The following is a 25,105-nucleotide window of genomic DNA, read 5'->3' on the forward strand; positions in this document are numbered from 1 at the left end:
AGGCCGGCGCGTCTGGTGTTAACTAATGGCTAAAATAACCTTGCAGCAGCGTCGGGGATCTTTTTCAAACAGCGTCATCGCCTGCTCAATCTCGTTCAACGGCAGGGTGTGGGTTACCAGTTTTTCCGGGTGGATCAGCCCTTTTTCCATCCACTCAATCACGGCCGGGAAGCGATGGCTGTTGAGACGGGAAGTAAACAGCGACAGCTCTTTACTGGTCAGGCTCTGCTGTGTGATGGTGCAGGCATCGCCGGAAAAACCGAGCAGGCCGATGCGTCCGGCCGGTGAGGCGATGGCCGCGGCCTCGCTCAAAATAGAAGGATGGCAGGCGGCGTCGATGATGATGGTAGGCTTTATGCCTTCAAGCTGCGCCGCCAGCGGGATTTCACTGTTATCCAATACCCGGTCCGCACCATTGTCTTTCGCCAGCGCCAGCCGTTCGCTGAGGCGATCGACAACAATCACTTCACGAACGTTGTAGACACCTTTCAGCACCTGAATGGCGGTCAGGCCCATCGGCCCGGCGCCATAAATCAGCGCCACGTCATTGGGCTGCGGCTTAAGAAAGGCGGTGATATTGGCCGCAATGGTAAACGGCTCCACCAGGCTGGCGAAGTGGTCAGGAATGCTCTCCGGCAGGCGATACGCGTTGGCGGCGGGCGCGACGGCGTATTCGCTGAAGCCGCCGTCACGATGCACGCCAATCACCTGAAGCTCGCTACAGACGTTAGGGCGGCCAACGGAGCAGGGGTAGCAGTGACCGCAGCTCACGACCGGATCGACCGCGACGCGCTCACCGATGCGCGCCGGGGAGACGCCTTCGCCCACCGCATCAATCAGGCCAAAAAACTCATGGCCGATAACGCGCGGATAGCGCGCAAACGGGTTGTGTCCATGCCAGATATGCACGTCGGAACCGCAGATGCTGGCATAGTGAACTTTCACCCGCACCTCACCTGCTGTCGGCTCAGGCAGCGGACGCTCCTGAAGCGTCAGCGTGCCGGGACATTCAATTACCACACTTTTCATAGCGATCTCCTCGTCCTTTTACCAGTTCCACAGCGTGCCGTCTTCGAGGCGCGCAACCGGCAGGTAGGCAGGCTCGTAGGGATACTTCGCCGCCAGCTTCTCGTCGAACTCAATGCCAAGGCCTGGCTTGTCGCCAGGATGCATGTAGCCGTTATCGAATGTCCAGTTGTGCCGGAAGACTTCCATCATCTGCTCGGAGTAACCCATATATTCCTGCACGCCGAAGTTTGGCACCCAGAGATCAAAATGCAGCGCGGCGGCCATACAAATCGGCGAAAGATCGGACGGGCCATGAGAGCCGGTGCGCACCTGGTAAAGGGAGGCGAAATCGGCGATACGGCGCATGCCGGTAATGCCGCCGGCGTGAGTAATGGTGGTGCGGATATAGTCGATCAGCTGCTCTTCGATCAGCTGCTTACAGTCCCAGATGCTGTTGAATACTTCGCCAACGGCAATCGGCGTGACGGTGTGCTGACGGATCAGACGGAAGCACTCCTGATTTTCGGCAGGCGTGGGATCTTCCATCCAGAACAGGCGTGAATCCTCGATGCTTTTACCAAAGCGTGCCGCCTCAATCGGCGTCAGGCGATGGTGCATATCGTGCAGCAGATGTTCTTCGAAGCCGAACCTGTCGCGGATTTTTTCAAACAGCTTCGGCGTGAAGTCGAGATACTTCTCTGTTGACCAGAGCTGTTCTTCCGGCCAGTTGCCTTTCGTAGCGGGTTCGTAGGCCAGGCCTTTACCCTTCGCCATGCCGTAGGTGGTTTTCATGCCCGGTACGCCGCATTGCGCACGAATGGCCTTAAAGCCCATCTCTTTGTGTCTGGCATAGTCGTCAATAACTTCATCCACGCTGTGGCCGGTGGTATGACAGTAAACCATCACGCCGGTACGCGAGGCGCCGCCCAGAAGCTGGTAAACCGGCATATTGGCCGCTTTACCTTTGATGTCCCACAGCGCCTGATCTACCGCCGAAATGGCGGACATGGTCACCGGCCCGCGCCGCCAGTAGGCGCCCTTATAGAAGAACTGCCAGATGTCCTCAATCTGATGGGCATCGCGGCCAATCAGCTGCGGGCAAACGTGATCTTTCAGGTAGGAAGCGACCGGCAGCTCGCGGCCGTTCAGCGTGGCGTCGCCAATACCGGTTAAACCCTGGTCGGTGGTGATTTTAACCGTCACGAAATTCCTGCCGGGGCAGGTGACAAAGACTTCAGCGTGGGTAATTTTCATCTCTTTGATCCTTATATGAAGCAATGAAATAAACCTACGCTTTGACGTACTACCATACAAGTAAGGCGTGCTGAATGTTCGACGGCGATCACATTTGTTGGTCAGAAGGGTTGATTGTTAAATTAATGTTTAATGTGGCGCTGATGCAGCCCTTGTCACGGGTGAGGGCCGCTAAAGAACGGCCCTGAGAATAGGGGAATTAAGCGAGCAGGGGACAGGAGGGCGGCAAACGGCAGGCGAGCGCGGCAGGGATCACTTCAATGTGGAACGAAGTGCCGCTGAGCGGTTCGCCGTCGAGGTTGAAGGTCATTTCATGAGGCGCACGGATTTCAAGCCACGGCAACGAGGCGCGGACAATATTGGGATTGTCATCGTCGCCGCCAATCACTGAATTAAACAGCGCCGGAAGAAGTTCTCGGGAGGTCACGATGCTGACCTCTAAATGGCCATCGTTGATCAACGCGGCGGGACAAAGTCGCTGACCACCGCCCGCCTGGCGGCCGTTGCCGATACCGATCACCAGCGCGTCGCCCTGCCAGGCAAAGTCAGGTCCGCTCAGTTCACAGCTATCTGCTTTCAGTGCATCCATGCGTATCAGGCCGTGAATAAAATAGGAAACACCACCAAGAGCGGACTTTAACTTCTCCGGCGTTTCGGTGGTGATACGGGTGCCGAATCCTCCGGTCGCCATATTGATAAAATAGCGCGTCTGGTTGACGCGCGCTAAATCAATGGGCTGTGCCTTGCCAAACACCGCCAGACGCAGTGCCGCCTCCATTGTTTCAGGGATACCCGCGCTGGTGGCAAAGTCATTGGCGGTGCCGAGTGGGATAATGCCCAGCACCGGCCGCTGTCCTTCAGGCAGGCCCGCCAGCGCGGTGGCCACTTCGTTGATGGTGCCATCGCCGCCGCCTGCCACGACCGTTGTGGCCTGTAACGCTACGGCCTCGTTCACATAGCGCTCGCCGTCGCCATATTCCCAGGTTACCCGAACCTCAATGGGCAAATTTTCCCTGCGCAGCGTGACAATGGCCTCGCGCAGGGCTTCATTTCCTGCTCCTTTGCCGTTCAGAATGAGCAGCGTGAGCGAATGTTTATCCATAGAGTCTGTCCGGTTAGTGCAGGCCGCACGGGCCTGAGATGCATCATTTATAGCATATTTGAAAGCATCCGGTTAAGGCATGGACGAAACCGGAAAAAGAAAAGCCCGACCGGGGGAGCCGGTCGGGCCAAGGAGGTGGTACGAGATCACGCTGCTGTTTAGAATTACTCATTGTAAGCAGGCAGCATGATAACGAGAAAACGACCTGCGGAGTGTGATCGAATTCTAATATCCGTCACATTATGAGACGCGGTGTCCCAATGCGGCATTTTCATCAGTCTGCGCGGGGCTGACCGGGAAATTACGCATCAGCAGCGCAAAGGCCAGATCAATCTCTTCCGGCACCGGGATCCAGACGATATGGCCATTGCCCGGCGCCACCTGTGCAGCCTGACCTTTATTGTTTTCCATCTCAGCCAGATGAAAGGTCACGTTGCCCTGCGGCGTCATCATTTCCAGACTGTCGCCGACGCTGAATTTGTTTTTCACTTCAACCTGCGCCAGATGCCCGCGACGCTCGCCGGTAAACTCACCGACGAACTGCTGGCTGTCCGAGGCGGAGTGGCTGCGTTCGTAATTCTGATAGCTGTCGTGCGTGTGGCGGCGCAGGAAGCCCTCGGTATAACCGCGATGGGCCAGGCACTCCAGCGTCTCAAGCAGCGAAGCGTCGAACGGCTTGCCCGCTACCGCATCGTCAATTGCGCGGCGATATACCTGCGCGGTGCGGGCGCAGTAGTAATGGGATTTGGTACGGCCTTCGATTTTCAGCGAATGGACGCCCATGTTCGTCAGCTGCCCGACGTGTGCGACCGCGCGCAGATCCTTTGAATTCATGATATAGGTGCCGTGCTCGTCTTCAAAAGCCGTCATGTATTCGCCGGGGCGCGACGCTTCTTCAATCATAAATACGCTGTCGGTGGGCTGACCTTCGCCAAGTACGGGCTCAACGTGGCGCACCGGGATCGGCTGCTGCTGGTGCACGATATTTCCCAGCGTATCTTCCTTGCCTTCCTGTACGTTATATTGCCAGCGGCAGGCGTTGGTGCAGGTGCCCTGGTTAGGATCGCGTTTGTTGATGTAGCCAGAGAGCAGGCAGCGCCCGGAATAGGCCATGCACAGCGCGCCGTGCACGAAGATCTCCAGTTCCATTTCCGGCACCTGCTGACGAATTTCAGCAATCTCTTCGAGCGAAAGTTCACGCGATAAAATGACGCGGGTTAATCCCATCTGCTGCCAGAATTTCACCGTTGCCCAGTTTACCGCGTTGGCCTGCACTGACAGATGGATATCCATCTGCGGGAACGCCTCGCGCACCATCATGATCAGGCCCGGATCGGACATGATCAGCGCGTCCGGCCCCATCTCAACCACGGGTTGCAGATCGCGAATAAAGGTTTTCAGCTTGGCGTTGTGCGGCGCGATATTCACCACGACGTAAAACTTTTTACCCAGCGCGTGGGCTTCATTGATGCCGGTCGCCAGGTTCTCGTGGTTAAATTCGTTGTTACGCACGCGCAGGCTGTAGCGGGGCTGGCCCGCGTATACCGCGTCAGCGCCGTAGGCGAAGGCGAAACGCATATTTTTCAGCGTACCTGCCGGGGAGAGAAGTTCGGGTTTAAACATGAGTATCTCGGTGTGAACGGGCAACCTCGCAAAAGAGCGGGAATTGTAGAAGTTGCCCGCAGGAATGTAAATTGCGCTAGATCAAGCGGCACACATCTGCTTCCCAACGGTAGCCCATGCCGTAAACCGCGCGGATAAAGGGCTGATCGGCATCAAGGGATTCCAGCTTGCGCCGCAGGTTCTTGATATGGCTGTCAATGGTGCGATCGGTCACCACGCGATAATCGTCATAAAGGTGATTGAGCAACTGCTCGCGTGAGAATACTTTTCCCGGTTCCTGCGCCAGCGTTTTCAGCATGCGAAACTCGGCGGGCGTAAGATCCAGCGCATCGCCTTCCCAGCTTGCCTGAAAGCGGCCTTCATCCACCACCAGTCGCGAGCTTTTTTGTGCTTCTTCCGGTGAGCGCAGGCAGCGTTTGAGAATGGTTTTGACGCGGGCGACCACTTCACGCGGGCTGAACGGCTTGCAGATGTAGTCATCGGCGCCAATTTCCAGCCCCAGCAGGCGATCGATCTCTTCAGTTTTCGCCGTTACCATTACGATCGGCACCTCACTGGTACGGCGGATTTCGCGGCACAGCGACAGACCGTCCATGCCCGGCAGCATTAAATCGAGCAGGATCAGATCGGGCGGCGTCTGCTGAACCCAAGCCAGCACTTCGTCGCCGCGCAGCAGGTGATGCGTGCGATAGTTTGCTGCCTGAAGGTAGTCCACCAGCAGCTGGCCAAGCTTAGGTTCGTCCTCCACGATAAGGATCAGCGGTTCATGCGTTTCGTTCATAGCGCTCTGCTTCAGTTATGCTTGAGCGGTAAGTTTACCGCAATTTGCAGGCCGCCCGCATCAGCATGATGCGCAGTGATGGTGCCGTCGTGCGCCTCAACGATATTCTGACAAATGGCCAGCCCCAGCCCGGAACCTCCGCTGGCGCGGTTGCGCGAGCTTTCCGCGCGATAAAAACGCTCAAAAATTTGCTGGCGCTGCGCGTCGGTAATGCCGGGCGCGCTGTCGTCAAACTGTATGATAAAGCTGTCAGGCTGTGAAAGCAGGGTGACAACCAGGCCGCCGCCGGCATCGGTATAACGCAGGCTGTTTTCCATCAGGTTAGTGAAGAGCTGCATCAGGCGATCGGGATCGCCAAACATATCAGCACGCTCGGGCAGCCTCAGCGTCAGCGACAGACCGTGACCGGCGAAGCGCCCGGTAAAGTTTCCGGCGACCAGCTCCAGCAGCGGCACCAGATCGGTATTGCTTTTACGGTAGGCGAGCGCGCCCTCGTCGGAAAGCGAGAGCTGATGCACATCATCCACCAGCTTGGTCAGCGTCGCCACCTCGCCCTGAAGCGAGACGATGGACTCAGGCGTCAGTTTGCGCACGCCATCCTGAATTGCCTCCAGTTCGCCGCGCAGGATCGCCAGCGGCGTGCGCAGCTCGTGAGAAATATCCGCCATAAACGCGCGGCGCATACTCTCATTTTTTTCCAGCGTGCTGGCAAGACGATTAAAATCCTGCCCCAGTCTGCCCAGTTCGTCGCGGCTGTTGGCCTGCACCCGGCTGGTAAAGTCGCCCGCCGCCAGGCGATGCGTGCCTTCGACCAGCCGTTTCACCGGCGCCAGCAGGCCGCGCGACATCAGCCAGGTGACCAGCGCCGCCAACAGCATGGTCAGGCCCACGATGATCCAGCTGGTTCTGCGCTGCTGCTGATCGAAGTTAATATCGGCGCTGCGCGTCAGTCGCTCCGGCGGTGAACCGATCACCCAGCCGACCACGCGCCCATCGCTGAGGGTGATATTGCGCCGCGACCCTTCCGGCGGTATTGGATCGCGCGGGCCGATCATCACATGGAAACGCTGGTCGAGTACCCAAAATGCCGTGCGCCAGCCGTGCGGCGGCAGCTGATTATTGGCATCGGGATTCTGTTCCAGCGAGCGCAGGATCTGAAACACCAGTTTGTTATTGTGGCGCAAAAAATCCCAGTTGCCATGCTGCTCGTACTGATCGGCCAGCGCGTCGCTGAGCATATTCAGCCGCTGCTCGTTTCCCTTCTTGATGTAGTCAATAAAGCCATGCTCAAAGCTTAAGCGTACGCCCCAGTGCATGGTGATCAGCACCAGCATGCAGGTGGAGAATATGGCGGCGAAGAGCTTGGCGGTAATGCCAATGCGCAGCTTTGCAAACATCAGGGTTTCCTCCTGCGCCTGAGCACGACGTTCTTACTGATATCATTGGGCACCCGCAAGAAGATCAGCGCCGGCAGCGCGATAATCAGCGCGATACATAACCAGGTGTAGATAAAGGCCTGGTGAAGGCCATCGGACTGTGTCGGCTGACCAAAGGTGCCGAGCAGCAGGCCAGCGACGGTCACGCCGATACTCATTGATAACTGCATCACCATCGACAGCAGGCTGTTGCCGCTGCTCGCCAGGTCGTCAGGCAGCTCTTTTAACGTCAGCGTATTCATCGCCGAAAAACGAATGGCGTTCACCATCCCCTGGAAAAAGAGCACCACCGGCAGCAGCAGGTTCCAGCCCATCATCGCCACGAACAGCAGCAGCAGCACGACCGCCGCCAGCGCAAACGTTGAGCCGGTCAGCACGTTACGGTAGCCAAAACGGTTAACGATTTGCACCACGATGCGCTTCATGCCCATGTTGCCCAGCACCATAGGGATCATCATCAATCCGGCGTGAAACGGCGAATAGCCAATGCCAATTTGCAGGAAAATCGGCGTCATAAACGGCAGCATACCGCTGCCGATACGTCCCGCCAGGCTGCCCAGCAGCCCCAGTGTGTAAACCCGGTTGTCGAACAACCGCAGGCTGAACAGCGCTTTTTCATTGCCGCGCGCATGCAGCAGATAGAACAGCAGGGAAAAGACGCCCGTCAGGATCAGCAGACAGAGCAGCAGCGGTGGAATGCCTGAGCCGCGCTGACCATCCAGCGCCAGCGTCAGCGTCGCCATGCCCGCCGCCAGCAACAGGAAACCCAGAAAATCGAAGCGTTTCGGCGGCAGCGACAGATTCTGCATCAGCATAATCGTCGCCACGGCGCCCGCCAGCCCGACCGGCAGATTAATCAGGAAGATCCAGTGCCAGCTGGCGTACTCAACCAGCACGCCGCCCAGCGCCGGGCCAAGCAGCGGGCCGATCTGGCCGGGCAGGGTAACAAAAGTCATCGCCGCCATATACTGCGTGCGCGGCACCAGTTTCATCACCGTCAGGCGGCCCACCGGCACCATCATCGCGCCGCCGATGCCCTGCACTACGCGCGCGGCGATGAGCTGATCCAGTGAGGTCGACATCGCACAGAACAGCGAGCCGATGCTGAACAGAATAATCGCGCTACAAAAGATATTGCGTACGCCAAAACGGTCGGCCAGCCAGCCGCTGACCGGTAGCATCACCGCCACCGTCAGCACATAGGAGACGATCACCGAGTGCATATTCAGCGGGCTTTCGTTCAGGCTGGGGGCCATAGAGGGCAGGGCGGTGTTGACGATGGTGGTATCCAGCGTCTGCATAAAGAAACCGAAGGCGACGATCCACAGTTGCCAGCGCACGGTGGCGGGGAGCGTATTCATCAGCTAACAGCCTCCATTCCTCTTTTGCGGCGTAGCTTATCCATATACAGATAAACCACGGGCGTGGTGTAAAGGGTTAATAGCTGGCTCATCACCAGGCCGCCAGCGATAGTGATGCCGAGCGGTTGACGCAGCTCGGCACCGTCGCCGCTGGCCAGCACCAGCGGCAGCGCGCCAAACAGTGCGGCCAGCGTAGTCATCATAATGGGCCGGAAGCGCATCAGGCTGGCTTCAAAAATCGCCTCGCGCGCGCTGAGATGGCCGCTGCGCTGCGCATGCAGCGCGAAGTCCACCATCATAATCGCATTCTTTTTCACGATGCCAATCAGCAGCAGAATGCCAATCAGCGCAATCAGGCTGAACGGCGTACCAAACAGCTCCAGCGCCAGCAGCGCGCCGACGCCCGCCGAGGGCAGGGTCGAGAGGATGGTCAGCGGATGCACGTAGCTCTCATACAGCATGCCGAGCACGATATAGACCGTGGCGATAGCGCCCAGGATCAGCCAGATCTGACTGCCCTGCGACTGCTGAAAAAGCTGCGCGGTGCCGGCGAAGCTACCGCGTACGCTGTTCGGCACGCCGAGCGCGGTCATACTGCGATCGATAGCGGCCGATGCCTGAGATAGCGAGACGCCTTCAGGCAGGTTGAAGGAAATGGTCGACGCAGCGGAAAGCCCCTGATGGTTGACTGAAAGCGGCGCGTTGGCCGGTTGCCAGCGGGCAAAGTACGACAGCGGAATGGCCTTGCCGTCGCTGTTAAGGACATACATCAAATCCAGCGCGCTGACGTCCTGGGTATAGCGCGGATCCACCTCCATCACCACTTTATACTGATTCAGCGGCTGATAAATGGTGGATATCTGCCGCTGCCCGAACGCGTCATTCAGCAGGTTGTTGATATCTGAAACGCTGATCCCCAACCGCGACATGGTTGCGCGATCGTAGGTGAGCGCCAGCTCTGCGCCATTGTCCTGCTGATCGGAGTTGATATCGGCCAGTTCAGGCAGAGTGGCGAACGCTTTGCGGATCTTTGGTTCCCACAGGCGCAGATCGTCAAGGTTGTCCGACAGCAACGTGTACTGATAGCTGGCGCTGGACTCGCGTCCACCCGCGCGCAGATCCTGCACCGCCATCAGGAAAAGATTAGCACCCGGCTCTTTCGCCAGCTTCACCCGCAGCCGGGCGATAACCTGCTGCGCGCTCTCGCTGCGCTGGCCGAGCGGCTTCAGCGAAATAAACATCGAGCCGCTGTTGGTGCGTGAACCGCCGGTAAAGCCCACCACGCTCTCTACGGCCGGATCGCTGCGTACAATCTTCATAAAGTCTTCCAGCTTGCTGCGCATCGACTGGAACGAGATGCTTTGATCCGCCTGAATAAAGCCCATCAGCCGTCCGGTATCCTGCTCCGGCATGAAGGTTTTCGGAATGGCCACGTAAAGATACAGGGTCAGGCCGATGGTGCCGAGGAACAGCAGCAGCGTCCAGCGCGAGTAATTTAACACCTGCTTCAGCGACCGGCCGTAAGCGTGCTGTAGCCCGTTCAGCACGCTGCCGATGCGCCGCTTGCGCGGCTGTGCAGAGGCAGGCCGCGCGCGCAACAGCCGTGCGCACATCATCGGCGTCAGCGTCAGTGAGACAACCAGTGAAATCAGTATGGAGACAGAGAGGGTGACGGCAAACTCTTTAAAGAAGCGTCCTATCAGCCCGCCAAGCATCAGCAGCGGCAGGAATACCGCCACCAGCGAAATGCTCATCGACAGCACGGTAAAGCCCACTTCGCGTACGCCCTGCAACGATGCCTGAAGCGGTTTCATTCCGGCTTCGACATGGCGCGAAATATTCTCCAGCACCACGATCGCATCATCCACCACGAAGCCGGTCGCCACGGTCAGCGCCATCAGCGACAGGTTATTGAGGCTGAAATCGCACAGGTACATGGCGGCAAAGGTGCCGATAAGCGATACCGGTACTGCCACGGCGGGGATCAGCGTGGCGCGGCCCGAGCGCAGGAACAGAAAAACCACGGCGATCACCAGCCCCACGGCGATAGCCAGCGACTGCTCCACTTCCTCCAGCGAAGCGCGGATGGTGGGTGAGCGATCCTGCGAAACCTCAAGGTTGATGGCGGCAGGCATGCCTGCGCGCAGCTCGGGCAACTGTTGGCGAATGCGATCGATGGTATCGATGATATTGGCTTCGGGCAGCTTACGGATCAGCATCAGGATCGCGGGCCTGGCGTTTGCCATCCCGGCGTTGCGCACGTCTTCTACCGAGTCCGTTACCGTCGCGACGTCCTTCAGCCGTACCGCCGCGCCGTTGCTGTGATGAATGACCAGCGGCTGATATTCCGCCGCGGTTTTCAACTCGTCGTTGGTTTTCACCTGCCAGCGCTGCTGCTGATCTTCAATGGCGCCCTGCGGCCTGCGCTGGTTGGCGTTAGCAATGGTTTCGCGTACTGCGTCCAGCGAGACGCCCTGGTTAAATAACGCCTGCGGATTCAGCGCCACGCGCACCGCCGGGAGCGAACTGCCGCCGACCGTGACGTCGCCCACGCCTTCAATCTGCGCCAGCTTTTGCGACAGCTGCGTGGAGGCGTAATCGTACATCTGACCTGGCGTCCAGCTATCCGAAGTGAGGCTGATGATGGCTATCGGCGCGTCGGAGGGATTGATTTTTCGCCATTTCGGGCGGTCGGGCATGCCGGTGGGCAGCAGGCTTTGCGAGGCGTTGATCGCGCCCTGCACGTCACGCGCCGCGCCGTTGATGTCGCGGTCAAAATCAAAAACAAGAATGATGCGCGTGCTGCCCAGCGAGCTGGTGGAGGTCATTTCGCTGACGCCGGAAATACGCCCCAGCGCGCGCTCCAGCGGCGTGGCGACCGATGATGCCATGATTTCCGGCGAGGCGCCGGGTAGCGAGGCGGAAATAACAATCACCGGGAAATCCACCTGCGGCAGCGGCGCCACCGGCAGCAGACGAAAACCCAGCACGCCCGCCAGGGTGATGGCAAGCGTCAGCAAAATAGTGCCGACGGGCCGGTGAATAAAAAGCGCAAAAAATCTCACTGCGGCGCCCCCTGGCTGAAGCGACGGCGGGTGGCATGCGCGAGGCGGTCAAACAGGAGATAGATAACCGGCGTGGTAAACAGCGTCAGCACCTGACTGACGATCAGCCCGCCGACCATCGCAATACCGAGCGGTTGACGCAGTTCCGCCCCGACGCCCTGGCTCAGCATCAGCGGCAGCGCACCGAGCAGCGCCGCCAGCGTGGTCATTAAAATCGGCCGAAAGCGCAGAAGGCAGGCCTGATAGATAGCATCGTAAGGCGTCATGCCCTGTTCCCGCTCCGCCGCCAGCGCAAAATCAATCATCATGATGGCGTTCTTTTTCACGATGCCGATAAGCAAAATAATGCCGATAATGGCGATCACATCCAGTTCATTGCCGCTCAGCATCAGCGCCAGCAGCGCGCCAACGCCTGCGGTCGGCAGCGTGGAGAGAATGGTAATGGGATGAATAAAGCTCTCATACAGCACGCCCAGAACGATATACATCGCCACCACGGCGGCCACGATCAGCCAGACGGTGCTGGAGAGCGCGGCCTGAAAAGCCAGCGTGCTGCCCTGAAAGCGCGTCATGATCTCCGTCGGCATCGACAGATCCTTTTCCGCCTGGCTGATGGCGTTAACCGCCTGCTCCAGCGAATAGCCGTCGCTGACGTCGAAAGAGAAGGTGGTCGACGGGAACTGATCAAGATGGCTGATACCCAGCGCGCCGTAGCGCTGCCCGATGGTGGCGATGGCGCCGAGCGGTACCATCGCGCCGTCGCTGCCTTTCAGGCGGATGCCGTCCAGGCTTTGCAGGCCCGGCGTGGTGGTGGTGTCGTGTTCCAGCACCACGCGATACTGGCTGGCCTGGGTATAAATGGTAGAAATAAGCCGCTGGCCGAAGGCGTTGTAGAGCGCGTTGTCAACGTCCGCCATTGAGATGCCCAGCCTGCTGGCGCTGTCGCGGTTGACGTTAACCCAGGCTTCCAGCCCGCGATCCTGCCAGTCGCTGCTGACGTTTTTCAGGGCGGGCAGGGTCGCCAGTTTGCTGGTCAACTGCGGCACCCACAGGCTCAGCGAATCAAGCGAACTGGTCTGAAGCGTAAACTGATACTGCGTTCGGCTGAGCTGGGTATCAATAGTTAAATCCTGCACCGGCTGAAGATAGAGACTGACGCCGGGCACGTTGTCTACGGCGGATTGCAGGCGCGCAATCACCGTCGGGATACGATCTTCACGCTGATCAAGCGGCTTAAGATTAATTTGCAGTCGCCCGCTGTTCAGCGCCGGATTGGTGCCGTCGACGCCAACAAATGAGGTCAGGCTCTGTACCGCCGGATCTTTCATTATGATCGACGCCACCTGCTGCTGGCGCTGCGCCATGCTGGCATAGGAGACGGACTGCGGCGCCTGAAGCGTGCCCTGAATGATGCCGTTGTCCTGAAGCGGGAAGAAACCTTTTGGAATGGCAATCCACAGCAGTACGGTAATGACCAGGGTGGTCAGCGCCACGCCGAGCGTCAGCCACGGATGATTAAGGACGCGGCGCAGAATACGACCGTAACCGGCAATAATGCGTGAAAACATCGCTTCGCTGGCGCGGGAGAAACGGTTTTGCTTGCGCAGCGACTCCACACTGAGCATCCGTGCGCACATCATCGGCGTCAGGGTAAGCGACACCACGGCGGAGATCAGAATCGAAATGGCCAACGTCACCGCGAACTCACGAAACAGCCTGCCGACGATATCGCCCATAAACAGCAGCGGGATCAGCACTGCGATCAGTGAGAAGGTGAGGGAAATAATGGTAAAGCCGATTTCACCTGCGCCTTTCAACGCGGCGGCCATCGGTTTTTCGCCTTTTTCGATATAGCGCGAGATGTTCTCGATCACCACGATGGCGTCATCGACCACAAAACCGGTGGCGATGGTCAGCGCCATCAGCGTCAGGTTGTTGATGGAAAACCCAAGGAAATAGATCACCGCAAAGGTGCCGACCAGCGACAGCGGCACCGCCACGGCAGGAATGATCGTCGCAGGCACGTTGCGCAGAAACAGATAGATGATCATCACCACCAGCGCGATAGAGAGCATCAGCTCAAACTGCACGTCGTGCACGGAGGCGCGGATGTTGGTCGTGCGGTCGGTGAGCATTTTCACCTCCACCGACTTCGGCAGCGAAGCGGTAAGGGCGGGCAGCATCTGACGAATATTGTCGGCGGTGGTGATAATGTTCGCACCCGGCTGACGCTGAATATTGAGCACGATGGCGGGCTGGCGGTTGGCCCACGCGCCCAGCCACTCGTTTTCGGCGCCCTGTTCGATGGTCGCCACGTCGCGCAGGCGAACCGGCGCGCCGTTCTGCCAGGCAACGATGAGCTGGCGATAGTCCTCGGCGGATTTCATCTGATCGTTGGCCGAGAGCGTGATGGAGCGCTGCGGGCCGTCCAGGCTGCCTTTGGCCGAATTAACGTTGGCGTTACTGATGGCGGTGCGCACTGTTTCGCTGTCGAGGCCGAGCGCAGCCAGCGCCTGCGCGTTCAGCTTAACGCGGACGGCGGGGCGCTGGCCGCCTGAAAGCGTCACCAGCCCGACGCCCGTGACCTGAGAAATCTTTTGCGCCACGCGCGTTTCCACCATGTCGTGAACCTGCGTCATCGGCATGCTGGTGGTGGTGACCGCCAGGGTCATGATCGGCGGGTCCGCCGGGTTGACCTTGCTGTATACGGGCGGATTGGGCAGGTCGGAGGGGAGCAGATTCGTCGCCGCGTTGATCGCCGCCTGTACTTCCTGCTCGGCCACGTCAAGCGGCAGCGTCAGCTGAAACTGTAGCGTCACCACCGATGCGCCACCGGCGCTTTGCGAGGCCATCTGTTTGAGGCCGGACATCTGCCCGAACTGGCGTTCAAGCGGCGCGGTAATGGCCGAAGTGATGACATCCGGGCTGGCGCCGGGGTAGAGCGTGACCACCTGAATGGTCGGATAGTCCACTTCCGGCAGGGCGGATACGGGCAGCGCACGGTAGCCAAGAAAGCCCGCCAGCAGGATGGCGATCATCAGCAGCGTGGTGGCAACCGGGCGTAAAATAAACTGGCGGGACGGCCCGCCGTCGGCGCTCACCTGCATCAGGAACGTGCTCCTTTCGCTGGCTGCACGCGGGCATCCGGCTGGATGGACTGCGGCGCGACAACCTCAACCGTCGCGCCGTCGGTCAGGCGGTCGGTGCCATCGGTGACGACGCGTTCGCCGACGTTCAGTCCGGCGTTGACCACGGCTTTCTCGCTGTCCTGCATACCCACGGTGATCAATTTTTTACTGACTTTGTTTTCGGCGTTTACCACCCAGACAAAGTGGCCTTCACTGCCCATTTGCAGCGCGGCCGCCGGAACAACGATTGCGTCGTTCAGCGTGCTGGCCTTTAATCGTGCGTTAACAAACTGGTTGGGGAAAAGCGCGTCGTCGGTATTGCTGAACCGCGCTTTGAGCCTGAGGGTGCCGGTGGTGGTATCGATCTGATTATCCATGCTTAACAGCGCGCCGCTGGCGATCAGCGTGCTGTTGCCGCGATCCCAGGCCTCGACCGGCACCGGTTGACCGCTTTTTCTGGCGGCAACCAGGGTGGCGATATCATTTTCAGGCAGGCTGAATACCACATCAATCGGATGCGTTTGCGTGATAATGACCAGACCATTGCTGTCGCCGCTGGTCACGTAGTTGCCCACGTCCACCTGCCGCAGGCCAACGCGGCCCGCGACCGGCGCAATAATGCGACTGTAGGTTAGATTGAGTCGGGCGCTGGCGACGCTGCCTTCGTCGGCTTTCAGCGTGCCGAGCGTTTCATTAACCAGCGAGCGTTGATTATCCAGCTCCTGTTGTGAAACCAGATTGGTTTTCGCCAGTTTTTCATAGCGAGTCAGATCGCGGCGGGCGTTGGCCAGCGTGGCCTGATCTTTCGCCTGCTGACCCTGCGCCTGCGTCAGCGCCACCTCGTAAGGACGTGGATCGATCTCTGCCAGCAGTTGGCCTGCCTTGACCTCTTCGCCTTCGGTAAAGTGGACGGCCATCAGCTCGCCATCCACGCGGCTGCGCACGGTCACCGTATTGGCGGCGGTCACCGTTCCCAGGCCGGTGAGAAAGACCGGCACGCTCTGCCGTACGGCGGCGCTGGCCTGCACCGGCACCGTGGCGCCCGTCGCACCGCGTCGGCCGCCACTTTTTCCGCCTTTGCCGCGTGGCGCTTCGGTGGTTTTTTCCGACGGCTGGCTGCTGTGCCACCAGGCGTAACCGCCAGCCAGACAGGCAAAGACGATGAGAACAAGGATTATTTTCAGAGGACGACGCCCGGCATTCATATTGTTATGTGCTCTCCGATAGCAAATTTTCGCGCAGTGGGTCAACGTGACCCGCAAGTCCTCTATTTTAGCGGCTTTCAACAAGTCAAAAATGGAGGAATTAAGAATAACTGTTCAACCGGTGTAAGTATGGCCGTTCAGCGCCGCTCAGAAAGCGAATCAGCGAAACATCACCTGCGCCCAGCGCGCCAGTCCGGCGGTCACCGAGCCGAAATCATCGCCGCTCGCCAGCGGAATCGCCGGCAATTGCGCCGAAATCGCCTGCCGCAGTAGCGGAGAGCGGGCGCTGCCGCCGGTAAGATAGACCACGTCAGGCCGCGTGGCGCTGGCGTCAAGCGCCAGTTGCACCTGCTCCTGAATACGTTCAAGCGGTTGGGCAATCGCCGCCTCAAGCATCGGCAGGTCAATGGTTGCATAAAGCGCCTGCTCGACGAACGCCAGCGAGCTGCCGACCTGATGCTGTTCGGAGAGGGCGACTTTGCTCTCTTCTGCGGCGCGCACGAGGCGATAACTCAGCTTCTGTTGCCAGACCCTGAGCAGCCGCCTGACCTGTTCAGGGGCGGCGGCGTCGCGGATCAGCGTTTCAATCAGCCGGCGGCTGGCGGCAGCGTAAAATTCGCTCTGCGCCGGAACGTCATTAACAGCCACGGCGTTCCACCACGGCAGTACCGGCAGGGCGGTGCCTTTTCCCGTGACGCCGCCGCAGCCGAGCAGCGGCATCAGCTCTTTAAACGCCAACATGATATCCAGATCGTTGCCGCCAACCCGGCAGCCGCTGTGGCCCAGCAGACTGCCGCTGCGGTCGGATTTGCCGTGCCAGGCCGGGCCCATTAACAGCATCGAACAGTCAGTGGTGCCGCCGCCAATGTCCACCACCAGTACACGCGTCTCTTTTTGTAGCGTTGCTTCGAAATCCAGCCCGGCCGCCACCGGTTCGAACTGAAATTCAATATCACGAAAGCCCGCCCGTCCCGCCGCGCGCGCCAGAATACCCTGCGCCTGACGGTTTGCTTCGTCGCCGCCCAGCCCCTGAAAGTTTATCGGCCGGCCGATCACCGCCTGATCGATGACGTCATCAAGCTGGCGCTCCGCCGTCTGGCGGATGTGCAGCATCGTGGCGCAGACCAGATCCTCAAAAAAGGCGATCTGCTGCGGTTTCAACCCGTTCGCGCCAAGAAACGACTTGGGGGATTTTACAAACCAGACGTCTTCAGGATCGGCCATATAGTGAGCCAGCGCGTCAAGACCAAAGCGCACGCTCCCCGGCGTAACGTCGATATCCTCTTCACGATTGGCGCTCAACGCGCGGCGCAGCAGCGCCTGATTTTCGGCATCTGGCGTTGGGATCTGGTGGTGGCGAAACAGCCATTCGCTGACCGATTCGCGCGTGGGCGCGCAGAGCATGGAAGGCAGCAGCGCGGCGTTTTGCTCAAGGGGAAGGGCGGTCGGGACGCCTTCTTTCATCACTGCAACCGAGCAGTTGGCCGTTCCGTAATCAAAACCGATATACATATTTTCCCCCGTTAGCGTTAAAAAAGGGAGGGACTTTAGGCCGGGAGGTCAGTGAGAGCAACCTATTTTATTGCAAAATAGCCGGTATTAAGCAGCGCATTCAGCGGCTCACGCGGCATTATTGCTTCGCCCCAGGCGTGATCGACGCCGATATTCGCCAGGGTGTTCAGCGCGACGGGCAGCTCAATGGGGCCAGCAATGGTCAGTATGTGCATGCGCTGCGCGTGACCCTGAATAATGGACACCATCATTTCATCCATCAGATTGAAGTGTACGTTGGCGGTCATTTGCGGGTTGAGGATCAGATAATCAATCATCTCCCCGGGCATCTGATTAAAGGCGTCGAGGTTTCGCCCAACGTCGCTGAGTACGATGCCGCAGCCCGCCTCACGCAGACGCGCCACCGGCGGCGAAAGTTTATCGATATCCGTCAGCAGCGCCTCTGCGCCAATGGAAAAGTGCAGCAGCTGCGCCGGCAGGTCAATGCGATCTATGTTGTTAATGACTTCATCAATTAACGTCTCGTCGCGCAGTCCCTGGGGTGAAAGCGGCAACACCACCGACAGCGCCTTATTGACCATCCCGGACGCGTAGTGTTGAAAAAACTCCCTGACCATTTTTCGGTCAAGCATGATAAACAGCGCATCGTCATGAAGGCCAGCGCGGAAGCTCGCTTCCTCTATTTCTTCGCCCTGCGCGCTGAACAGCTGGATTTCAGCCAGACAGAGGCTGACCGACTGCGTTTTGCGCGGCGGCGCAACCGGCCAGACGAGGAGACGCATCGGCTGGTCAGCGAGGATCTGTTCAATGTCGGGCCGTGAAAGCAGCGGTTTGAGAGTGTTCAATAACTGCGGTTCATACACGGATAGCTGTCCGCGCCCGTTATGTTTGGCGTTGTAGCAGGCGAGATCGGCCTGCGCCATAATTTCACTGGCCATCACGTTATCTTTATCGAACATGGTAATACCGGCGCTGGCGCCGACGCGATGCAGACGTCCCTCCCACAGCAGGCGATAGTCGTTTACGGCGGCAATAATGCGGGAGATGATTTCGCGCGCTTTATCCGGTGGGCAACTGTGAAGCAGCACGCCGAACTCATCACCGCCCAGGCGCGCCAGAAAGTCCGTGCCGCGAAGATGGTGTTTCATTACGCTGGCAACTTCCCGCAACAGTGCATCGCCAGCCGCGTGTCCTGCGGTGTCGTTGACCGCTTTGAAGCGATCGAGATCGATAAAGGCCAGCGCGTGCTCAAGATGCTGGTCGCTGGCGGTTGTCAGCATTTGCTTCAGCTGTTGTTCAAAGCTCACGCGATTAGGCAGGTGTGTCAACATATCATGTGAAGCGCTGTAGCTCAGGCGGCGCAGCATTTCTCGCGATTCGCTGACGTCCTGAATAACGAGCACATAGCCAATATCTTCTCCCGCCTGCGTTTTCAGCGGCATGATGCTGTAGTGGATGTCGAATTTGTCACCGGCGACATTGTGCAACACCATTTCCTGATCGATACCCGCTGCCGATCGGTTGTCATGCTGTTCAAAAAGCAGCAGATTATCAATGGGCGGGCCATCACTGTCAGGCGTGATGCGCAAAATATCATTAACCGGCCGGCCTTCCGCCTGCTCCTGCGCCCAACCCGTCATCGCTTCCGCCACCGGATTCATAAACATCACCCGCATCGCCTGGTCGGTACTGATCACCGCTTCGCCGATGGCATCCAGCGTGATATGCATTCGCTCTTTTTCCTGGTACAGCGCATCGGTGAGCCGCTGCATGGTGCTGACGTCCTGATTAACGCCCAGCATCCTGTCCAACCCGCCTTTTTCATCCAGCACCAGCGTGGACTGGCTGCGAACAAACCGAATGCCGCTCTCGGTATGAATACGAAACTGAATATCAATCGGCGTGGCATTTCTGACGGCCTGGTCGAAGGCATCAATGGCTGTCTGACGATCGTCAGGCAGCAGACTATTGGCCCAGGTAAGGTAGGTTGCTTTCCCTGCGGCAGGCAGATCGTAGATCTCGAACATCCTTTTGTCCCAGTTCATTTCCCCGGTTTTCAGGTTCCAGTCCCAGACGCCAATGCCGCCCGCTTCGTTCGCCAGGGTAATACGCTGCATCAGGCTGCGGTTTTCTTCTTCACTATTTTTCAGATCGGTAACATCTTTGATCTGCGAGATAAAGTAGAGCGGCAGGTTTTCGTTGTCACGCACCAGCGATACCGCCAGCTGCGCCCAGACGATTTGGCCGTCCTTGCGGAAATATCGCTTCTCCAGGCTGTAGGTTTCGATATCACCCTTTAATACGGCATCCCGTAAAGCAAGGTCATTGTTTAAATCGTCCGGGTGGGTCAGGGTCTGAAAGGTTAACTTTTTCAGCTCTTCCGGTTCATAACCCAGCAGGTGACAGAGCGCTTTATTGACCTGTAGCCATTGCCCTTCCGGAGACACTAACGCCATGCCGATGGCAGAGAATTCGATTGCGTGGCGAAAGCGGGTTTCGCTCTCCTGAATATGTTTCTTTTCTTCGCGGAAAGAGTGCATCACCAGCGCCATGACGTGGCTGGGAATGATGGCCATCAAAAAGGGCAGCCAGGGCGCGCGGGTCATAAAACTGGTCACGGCAACCAGGTTGTTGAGTTGATGCAGCGCCAGCAGCATGGTCATCATTGAAAGGGAAGCAAGAAACACCACGAACGCCTCAAAGCGCGGCAGGCGAACCGCGCTGTAAAACAGCACAACGATGACCACGGTGAAAGGCCAGGGCAGATAGCGCAATGCGATATAGTTTAATAACAGCGTGCCCACCAGCGTGATTAACGTTTCGGGCAGGGCATGCTGGTTAACGTTTTTAGCGGCAGGATCGCTGTTCCACAGCAGACAAACCGGCCCGAGCGCCAGCATCCCCACCACTTCCGACATGACCCAGGTTGAAAAAAATTGAAATGAAGCGGTGTCGCCCTTAAGCAGACAGGCCACCAGGCCGCTTACCAGCGGCATAAGCAGCCCCACTGACAGGAGCATTTTGCCCCAGTTCTTTAGCGACGCCAGCGGGGCGCTATCTTTAAACAGCCATCGCAGCAGCGCGCCGCCGGCCAGCGCGTGAAGCAGATTAATCAACGTAAAGGTAACGTTTGCGAAAGAAAGACCAAACACCAGCGCGTTGGCGCCGATGACCCCTGCCACACAGCAGAACAGCGGGGCAGGCAGCGCGCGCGGCGGCAGACGATAGGTCATCACCGTCATCAGCGCGGTGGCGAACCACAGCGGGGAAATATGCCCGCTGATCTTAATCAGTTGAAGGCAGAAAAGCGTTAAGCCGAAGGAAAGTACGCCAGGCAAAAGCGCGCGTTTTATTGGCGAAAGGCGATCGGTGCTTAAAAAAGCGTTTTTTGTCATTTACTTATCCAGCATGGAGCAAGACCACCCTGTTGTGCAAGCAACGTCATCTGAGACTGACTAATATAACGCTTTCTAATGCCTTACGTAAATTTAACCGCTCAGAACAACTGTTTTTGTATGACAGCAACCTCATGACGTAATTTTAACAACTCTTCACGCGTCCATGCGTGATCGATTCCTGCAAGTTGGACCGACAGCCGCTGGAGGAACTGCTGGGTGGTGGCGATCCGTCCGTGGCCTAAGAGTAATACAGGAAGCAGTAGGGTGAGACAAACCTGCCAGAAGGCGAAAGGCTGAGGTAAGCGCCCGCGCTGGCTGAACAAAAACACGGTGCTGAGTATGAAACCCAACGTCAGGCCGGTGACCACTTCACTGGTTGAGTGGTAGTGCAGCAACAGACGGGAGGCGCCGACAATCAGCGGAATAAAATAGCCCACTGCGCAGGCGACGCCGCGCCAGAAACTGCTAAGCCCGCCGCTGAGCAACCAGAGAAGGACCGGCCAGAGCGTGGCAGACATCGCGCTGTGGCCACTGAAGCCGGTAAAATTGAAGCGGGCATTGCCGATCCCGAAACCCATAAAAGCGATTTTTGACAGGCTGACTACCGCGCCTGCGGTACAGAAGGCCGCTATCCAGTACCAGACCGCACGAGGATCGCTACTTTTTAATTTGATGGCAATCGCCACAATAACGGCAGTTGGGATCAGTAACATGCTGTCGCCGAAGTAGGTCAAAATATGAACGATATGCCAAATCACTCTGTTTCCTTTTTTATTGTCTGAAGCCGGGACAGCAATTAACGGGGCAATCAATACTTATCGGCAATGCAGCCGAAAGCCTGCCGTCTCCTGGCTCGAAATGTGAAGTTGATCTCATTAATTTTAGTTTACGGGTGAAGCGTAACCTTGGCTAAGGGTAAAATCTGAAAAGGCATCGGGCGCATTTTACTGGCGTCAACCTGGTGAAATCCTTATAATTGCGCGCGAAATCCTCCTCCCCATTGTCTCTGACAATCAGTAATCAGGTCTTTAATTTATGACTGACAAGTCACATCAGTGCGTCATCGTAGGTATTGCCGGCGCCTCTGCCTCAGGAAAAAGTCTTATCGCCAGTACCCTGTATCGTGAAGTCCGCGAGCGGGTTGGCGATGAAAATATAGGCGTAATCCCTGAGGATGCCTACTACAAAGACCAGAGCCATTTGACGATGGATGAGCGGGTGAAAACCAACTACGATCATCCCAGCGCGATGGATCACAGCCTGCTGTTCCAACATTTGCAGATGCTGAAAGCGGGCAAGGCCATCGATCTGCCGGTGTACAGCTATGTTGAGCACACCCGCACCGTGCAAACCGTGCAACTCAAACCTAAAAAGGTCATCATTCTTGAGGGGATTCTGCTGCTGACCGATGTGCGTCTGCGTCAGGAGATGAATTTCTCGATTTTTGTTGATACGCCGCTGGACATTTGCCTGATGCGCCGCATGAAACGCGACGTTAACGAGCGCGGCCGCTCCATGGATTCGGTGATGTCGCAGTATCAGAAAACCGTTCGACCGATGTTCCTGCAATTTATCGAACCCTCGAAGCAGTACGCCGATATCATCGTGCCACGCGGTGGTAAAAACCGTATTGCCATTGATATTCTGAAGGCAAAAATTAATCAATTCTTTGAATAAAGGGCGTTTCCGATGAGATTATGCGATCGCGATATTGAAGCCTGGCTGGATGACGGGCGGCTCGACATCTCTCCTCGCCCTCCCGTTGAGCGCATCAACGGCGCCACCGTTGATGTTCGTCTCGGTAACCTGTTTCGAACTTTTCGCGGTCATACCGCCGCGTTTATCGATCTGAGCGGCCCTAAAGACGAGGTGAGCGACGCGCTGGATCGCGTCATGAGCGATGAGATCGTGCTGGCTGAAGGCGACGCGTTTTTCCTCCATCCGGGCGAACTGGCGCTGGCGGTGACATTCGAATCCGTCACGCTGCCTGACAACCTGGTCGGCTGGCTGGACGGACGTTCATCGCTGGCGCGTCTCGGGCTGATGGTTCACGTCACCGCGCACCGAATCGATCCGGGCTGGCAGGGCCGAATTGTGCTGGAGTTCTATAATTCAGGTAAGCTACCGCTGGCGCTCCGTCCCGGCATGTTGATTGGCGCATTGAGCTTTGAACCACTTTCCGGGCCTGCCGCACGGCCCTACAACCGCAGGCAGGATGCAAAATACAAAGGCCAGCAGGGCGCCGACGCCAGCAGAATAGATAAAGATTAGCGTCTGTCGGACAGCTCCGGCAGAGCGTTTTCGCCGGGCAAATTCTTTAAAGCCTGCCAGGATTAACGGCCCGGCAGCCTGTCTGCGGGTAAAGATTGCGTTAACAAGGGGAAGGCATGAGAAGATTTATTACCACTCTGGCCATTTTGCTGGTGGTGATTGTGGCGGGAATGATGGCGCTGGTTTTATTGGTGAATCCCAACGATTTCCGCGCCTATATGGCCCGTCAGGTTGAGCAGCGCAGCGGTTATACGCTGGCGCTGAACGGCGATCTTCGCTGGCACGTCTGGCCCCAGCTCAGCATTCTCTCCGGGCCGATGACGCTCACCGCGCCCGGCGCGCAGCAGCCGGTGGTGAGCGCTGAGAATATGCGTCTGGACGTTCGCCTGCTTCCTCTTCTCTCTCATCAGCTTTCGGTAAAACAGGTGATGCTGAAAGGCGCGGTGGTGCGCCTGACGCCGGAAAGCGACAGTCAGCGCCCGCAAAATGCGCCGGTGGCGCCAGGTCGTTCAGGCTCATCGGAAATTACCCAGGGCTGGACGTTTGATATTGGCGAACTGCGCGTGGCCGACAGCCTGCTTATCTGGCAGCAGAGCAACGGCGAACAGATTAACGTGCGCGATGTTAATCTACAGCTTTCTCAGGACAGCCACCGTCAGGCCCACGTTGAGTTAAGCAGCCGCATCAGCCGCGACCAGCGCGAACTGGTGATGAACCTCAACGCCGACATGGATGTTAACCGCTATCCCCAACAGCTCAATGCATTGATCAACCAGCTTGATTATCAGCTCACCGGCGCCGATCTTCCGCAGGAAGGGGTGAAAGGCCAGGCGAAAATGCAGTTCTCATGGCTGGGCGATCGGCAGGCGTTCAGCCTGAAAGAGATCGCCCTCAACGCCAACGACAGCCAGCTCAGCGGCAACGTCAGCGGTACGCTGACGGGCCGTCCGCAGTTAGATATCGATCTGCGCGCTCCGATGCTGAATATGGATTCCCTGCTGGGACTGGCAGACGGCAGCAGCGATGGACAGCAGGCACAGTCGCAGCGCGCGGGTGCCGCACCGGTTATCGCCCAGCGCGCAGAGCATGATAACAGTGATTCGCCGCTTAACGCGATCGACGGCAAGGTGAAGCTGGCCGTTGACACGCTGCGCTGGCGAGGGGTGGACTTTAGCCAGGTCGCACTTGACGCCAGCAGCCGCGAAGGGATAATGCAGCTTGCCAGATTCAGCGGCAAAGCGGGGAACGGCAGTTTTTCACTGCCGGGCAGTATCGACGTTCGCGCGGCGCAAACGGCGGTAGCGTTACAGCCAGAAATCAGCGCCATTGATGTTGCCGCGCTGCTAAAAGCATTTAGTTTACCGGCCTCGCTCAGTGGCGATCTGTCGCTGAAAGGGAACTTTACCGGCATCGGGTTAACCGTTGCTGCCTTTAAACGCACCTGGCAGGGCAGCGCAATGCTGAACCTGGATAATGCGCAAATCGCCGGACTTAACTTCCAGCAGATGATCCAGCATGCTGTTGAGCGCTCGAATAGCCGGGTAAAAGGAACAGATAACGCGGCTGCAAAAAACGATCTACAGCAAATTAAAGGCGGCGCCACGCTGAATAATGGCCTGCTGACATTCGACGAACTGAAAGGCAGTTCGCCGGTACTCAACTACGCCGGGCAGGGCAGGGTAAATCTGCCGCAACAGCTTGCGGATATCACGTTTGGCGTGACCGTAACTAAAGGCTGGCAGGGCGATGATGAACTGGTGAAACGGTTACAGCAAACGCCGGTGCCGCTGCGCATCTACGGCCCGTGGTCGGCGTTGAACTACTCGTTACAGGTCGACCAGGTGTTGCGTCAGCAGTTGCAGGATGAAGCGAAAAAACGTTTGAAGGACTGGGCAGATCGTAATCGAAGCGGCGACAGCTCTGTGCAAAAGCTGATAAAGGATCTGTAGGGCGGCGGCCAG

16 protein-coding genes are annotated in these 25,105 nt (G+C 58.0%); 3 read left to right on the forward strand and 13 right to left on the reverse strand.

All coding sequences use genetic code 11. The annotated features are described in order from the left end of the window. Positions 1-18 precede the first annotated feature (18 nt). From GS12_RS00380 to GS12_RS00440, 13 genes are all read right to left on the reverse strand, one after another. Positions 19-1,029, reverse strand: a complete 1,011-nt coding sequence (locus GS12_RS00380) for a Zn-dependent oxidoreductase (RefSeq protein ID WP_034915928.1) — start codon at positions 1,027-1,029, stop codon at positions 19-21. 18 nt (positions 1,030-1,047) lie between these two features. Then, on the reverse strand, positions 1,048-2,262 hold the full coding sequence (manD, locus tag GS12_RS00385; protein ID WP_034915927.1) for a D-mannonate dehydratase ManD: 1,215 nt from the start codon (positions 2,260-2,262) through the stop codon (positions 1,048-1,050). 199 nt (positions 2,263-2,461) lie between these two features. Continuing rightward, positions 2,462-3,364, reverse strand: a complete 903-nt coding sequence (yegS, locus tag GS12_RS00390) for a lipid kinase YegS (RefSeq protein ID WP_034943029.1) — start codon at positions 3,362-3,364, stop codon at positions 2,462-2,464. A gap of 240 nt (positions 3,365-3,604) precedes the next feature. After that, complete coding sequence (trhP, locus tag GS12_RS00395; RefSeq protein ID WP_034943030.1) at positions 3,605-4,987, reverse strand: prephenate-dependent tRNA uridine(34) hydroxylase TrhP; 1,383 nt, start codon at positions 4,985-4,987, stop codon at positions 3,605-3,607. Positions 4,988-5,063: 76 nt separating this feature from the next. Continuing rightward, a complete protein-coding gene (gene baeR, locus GS12_RS00400; protein WP_034915921.1) occupies positions 5,064-5,768 on the reverse strand; it encodes an envelope stress response regulator BaeR in 705 nt (234 codons plus the stop codon). A gap of 11 nt (positions 5,769-5,779) precedes the next feature. Continuing rightward, the gene (gene baeS / locus GS12_RS00405; RefSeq protein WP_034943031.1) at positions 5,780-7,165 is read right to left on the reverse strand and encodes an envelope stress sensor histidine kinase BaeS; all 1,386 of its coding nucleotides are present in this window, start codon (positions 7,163-7,165) and stop codon (positions 5,780-5,782) included. After that, positions 7,165-8,565, reverse strand: coding sequence for a multidrug transporter subunit MdtD (gene mdtD, locus GS12_RS00410; protein ID WP_034943032.1), 1,401 nt, complete (start codon positions 8,563-8,565; stop codon positions 7,165-7,167). Before mdtD ends, baeS begins: the two co-directional genes overlap by 1 nt. Further along, positions 8,565-11,630, reverse strand: a complete 3,066-nt coding sequence (gene mdtC / locus GS12_RS00415) for a multidrug efflux RND transporter permease subunit MdtC (RefSeq protein WP_034943034.1) — start codon at positions 11,628-11,630, stop codon at positions 8,565-8,567. Before mdtC ends, mdtD begins: the two co-directional genes overlap by 1 nt. Then, positions 11,627-14,737 (reverse strand): MdtB/MuxB family multidrug efflux RND transporter permease subunit, encoded by a 3,111-nt coding sequence (locus tag GS12_RS00420; RefSeq protein ID WP_034943036.1) that lies wholly within the window; start codon positions 14,735-14,737, stop codon positions 11,627-11,629. The genes mdtC and GS12_RS00420 overlap by 4 nt, the downstream gene beginning before the upstream one ends. After that, positions 14,737-15,963 carry an MdtA/MuxA family multidrug efflux RND transporter periplasmic adaptor subunit gene (locus GS12_RS00425; protein WP_034915910.1) on the reverse strand — a complete coding sequence of 409 codons (1,227 nt, stop codon included), beginning with the start codon at positions 15,961-15,963 and terminating at the stop codon, positions 14,737-14,739. The genes GS12_RS00420 and GS12_RS00425 overlap by 1 nt, the downstream gene beginning before the upstream one ends. 159 nt (positions 15,964-16,122) lie before the next feature. Further along, the gene (gene yegD / locus GS12_RS00430; protein WP_034943037.1) at positions 16,123-17,475 is read right to left on the reverse strand and encodes a molecular chaperone; all 1,353 of its coding nucleotides are present in this window, start codon (positions 17,473-17,475) and stop codon (positions 16,123-16,125) included. Positions 17,476-17,537: 62 nt separating this feature from the next. Further along, positions 17,538-20,870, reverse strand: coding sequence for a diguanylate cyclase (locus GS12_RS00435; protein ID WP_034943038.1), 3,333 nt, complete (start codon positions 20,868-20,870; stop codon positions 17,538-17,540). A gap of 101 nt (positions 20,871-20,971) precedes the next feature. Further along, complete coding sequence (locus GS12_RS00440) at positions 20,972-21,631, reverse strand: phosphatase PAP2 family protein (RefSeq protein WP_034915906.1); 660 nt, start codon at positions 21,629-21,631, stop codon at positions 20,972-20,974. A 277-nt stretch (positions 21,632-21,908) separates the two neighbouring features. Here GS12_RS00440 and udk point away from each other — a divergent pair, with 277 nt between their 5' ends. From udk to asmA, 3 genes are all read left to right on the forward strand, one after another. Then, positions 21,909-22,550: a uridine kinase gene (udk, locus tag GS12_RS00445; RefSeq protein WP_034943040.1), complete on the forward strand. Its 642-nt coding sequence runs from the start codon at positions 21,909-21,911 to the stop codon at positions 22,548-22,550. A gap of 12 nt (positions 22,551-22,562) precedes the next feature. Beyond that, complete coding sequence (dcd, locus tag GS12_RS00450; RefSeq protein WP_034915902.1) at positions 22,563-23,144, forward strand: dCTP deaminase; 582 nt, start codon at positions 22,563-22,565, stop codon at positions 23,142-23,144. Positions 23,145-23,260: 116 nt separating this feature from the next. Continuing rightward, entirely contained in the window at positions 23,261-25,093 is a 1,833-nt protein-coding gene (gene asmA, locus GS12_RS00455; RefSeq protein WP_034943041.1) for an outer membrane assembly protein AsmA, read from the forward strand. The last annotated feature ends 12 nt before the right edge of the window (positions 25,094-25,105 follow it).

Source organism: Erwinia oleae (assembly GCF_000770305.1).
Taxonomy (GTDB): Bacteria; Pseudomonadota; Gammaproteobacteria; order Enterobacterales; family Enterobacteriaceae; genus Erwinia; species Erwinia oleae.

Coding starts and splice junctions, on each gene's coding strand:
- GS12_RS00380 (WP_034915928.1), bottom strand. CDS start 1,029: ATGAAAAGTGTGGTAATTGAATGTCCCGGCACGCTGACGCTTCAGGAG.
- manD (WP_034915927.1), bottom strand. CDS start 2,262: ATGAAAATTACCCACGCTGAAGTCTTTGTCACCTGCCCCGGCAGGAAT.
- yegS (WP_034943029.1), bottom strand. CDS start 3,364: ATGGATAAACATTCGCTCACGCTGCTCATTCTGAACGGCAAAGGAGCA.
- trhP (WP_034943030.1), bottom strand. CDS start 4,987: ATGTTTAAACCCGAACTTCTCTCCCCGGCAGGTACGCTGAAAAATATG.
- baeR (WP_034915921.1), bottom strand. CDS start 5,768: ATGAACGAAACGCATGAACCGCTGATCCTTATCGTGGAGGACGAACCT.
- baeS (WP_034943031.1), bottom strand. CDS start 7,165: ATGTTTGCAAAGCTGCGCATTGGCATTACCGCCAAGCTCTTCGCCGCC.
- mdtD (WP_034943032.1), bottom strand. CDS start 8,565: ATGAATACGCTCCCCGCCACCGTGCGCTGGCAACTGTGGATCGTCGCC.
- GS12_RS00420 (WP_034943036.1), bottom strand. CDS start 14,737: ATGCAGGTGAGCGCCGACGGCGGGCCGTCCCGCCAGTTTATTTTACGC.
- GS12_RS00425 (WP_034915910.1), bottom strand. CDS start 15,963: ATGAATGCCGGGCGTCGTCCTCTGAAAATAATCCTTGTTCTCATCGTC.
- yegD (WP_034943037.1), bottom strand. CDS start 17,475: ATGTATATCGGTTTTGATTACGGAACGGCCAACTGCTCGGTTGCAGTG.
- GS12_RS00435 (WP_034943038.1), bottom strand. CDS start 20,870: ATGACAAAAAACGCTTTTTTAAGCACCGATCGCCTTTCGCCAATAAAA.
- udk (WP_034943040.1), top strand. CDS start 21,909: ATGACTGACAAGTCACATCAGTGCGTCATCGTAGGTATTGCCGGCGCC.
- dcd (WP_034915902.1), top strand. CDS start 22,563: ATGAGATTATGCGATCGCGATATTGAAGCCTGGCTGGATGACGGGCGG.
- asmA (WP_034943041.1), top strand. CDS start 23,261: ATGAGAAGATTTATTACCACTCTGGCCATTTTGCTGGTGGTGATTGTG.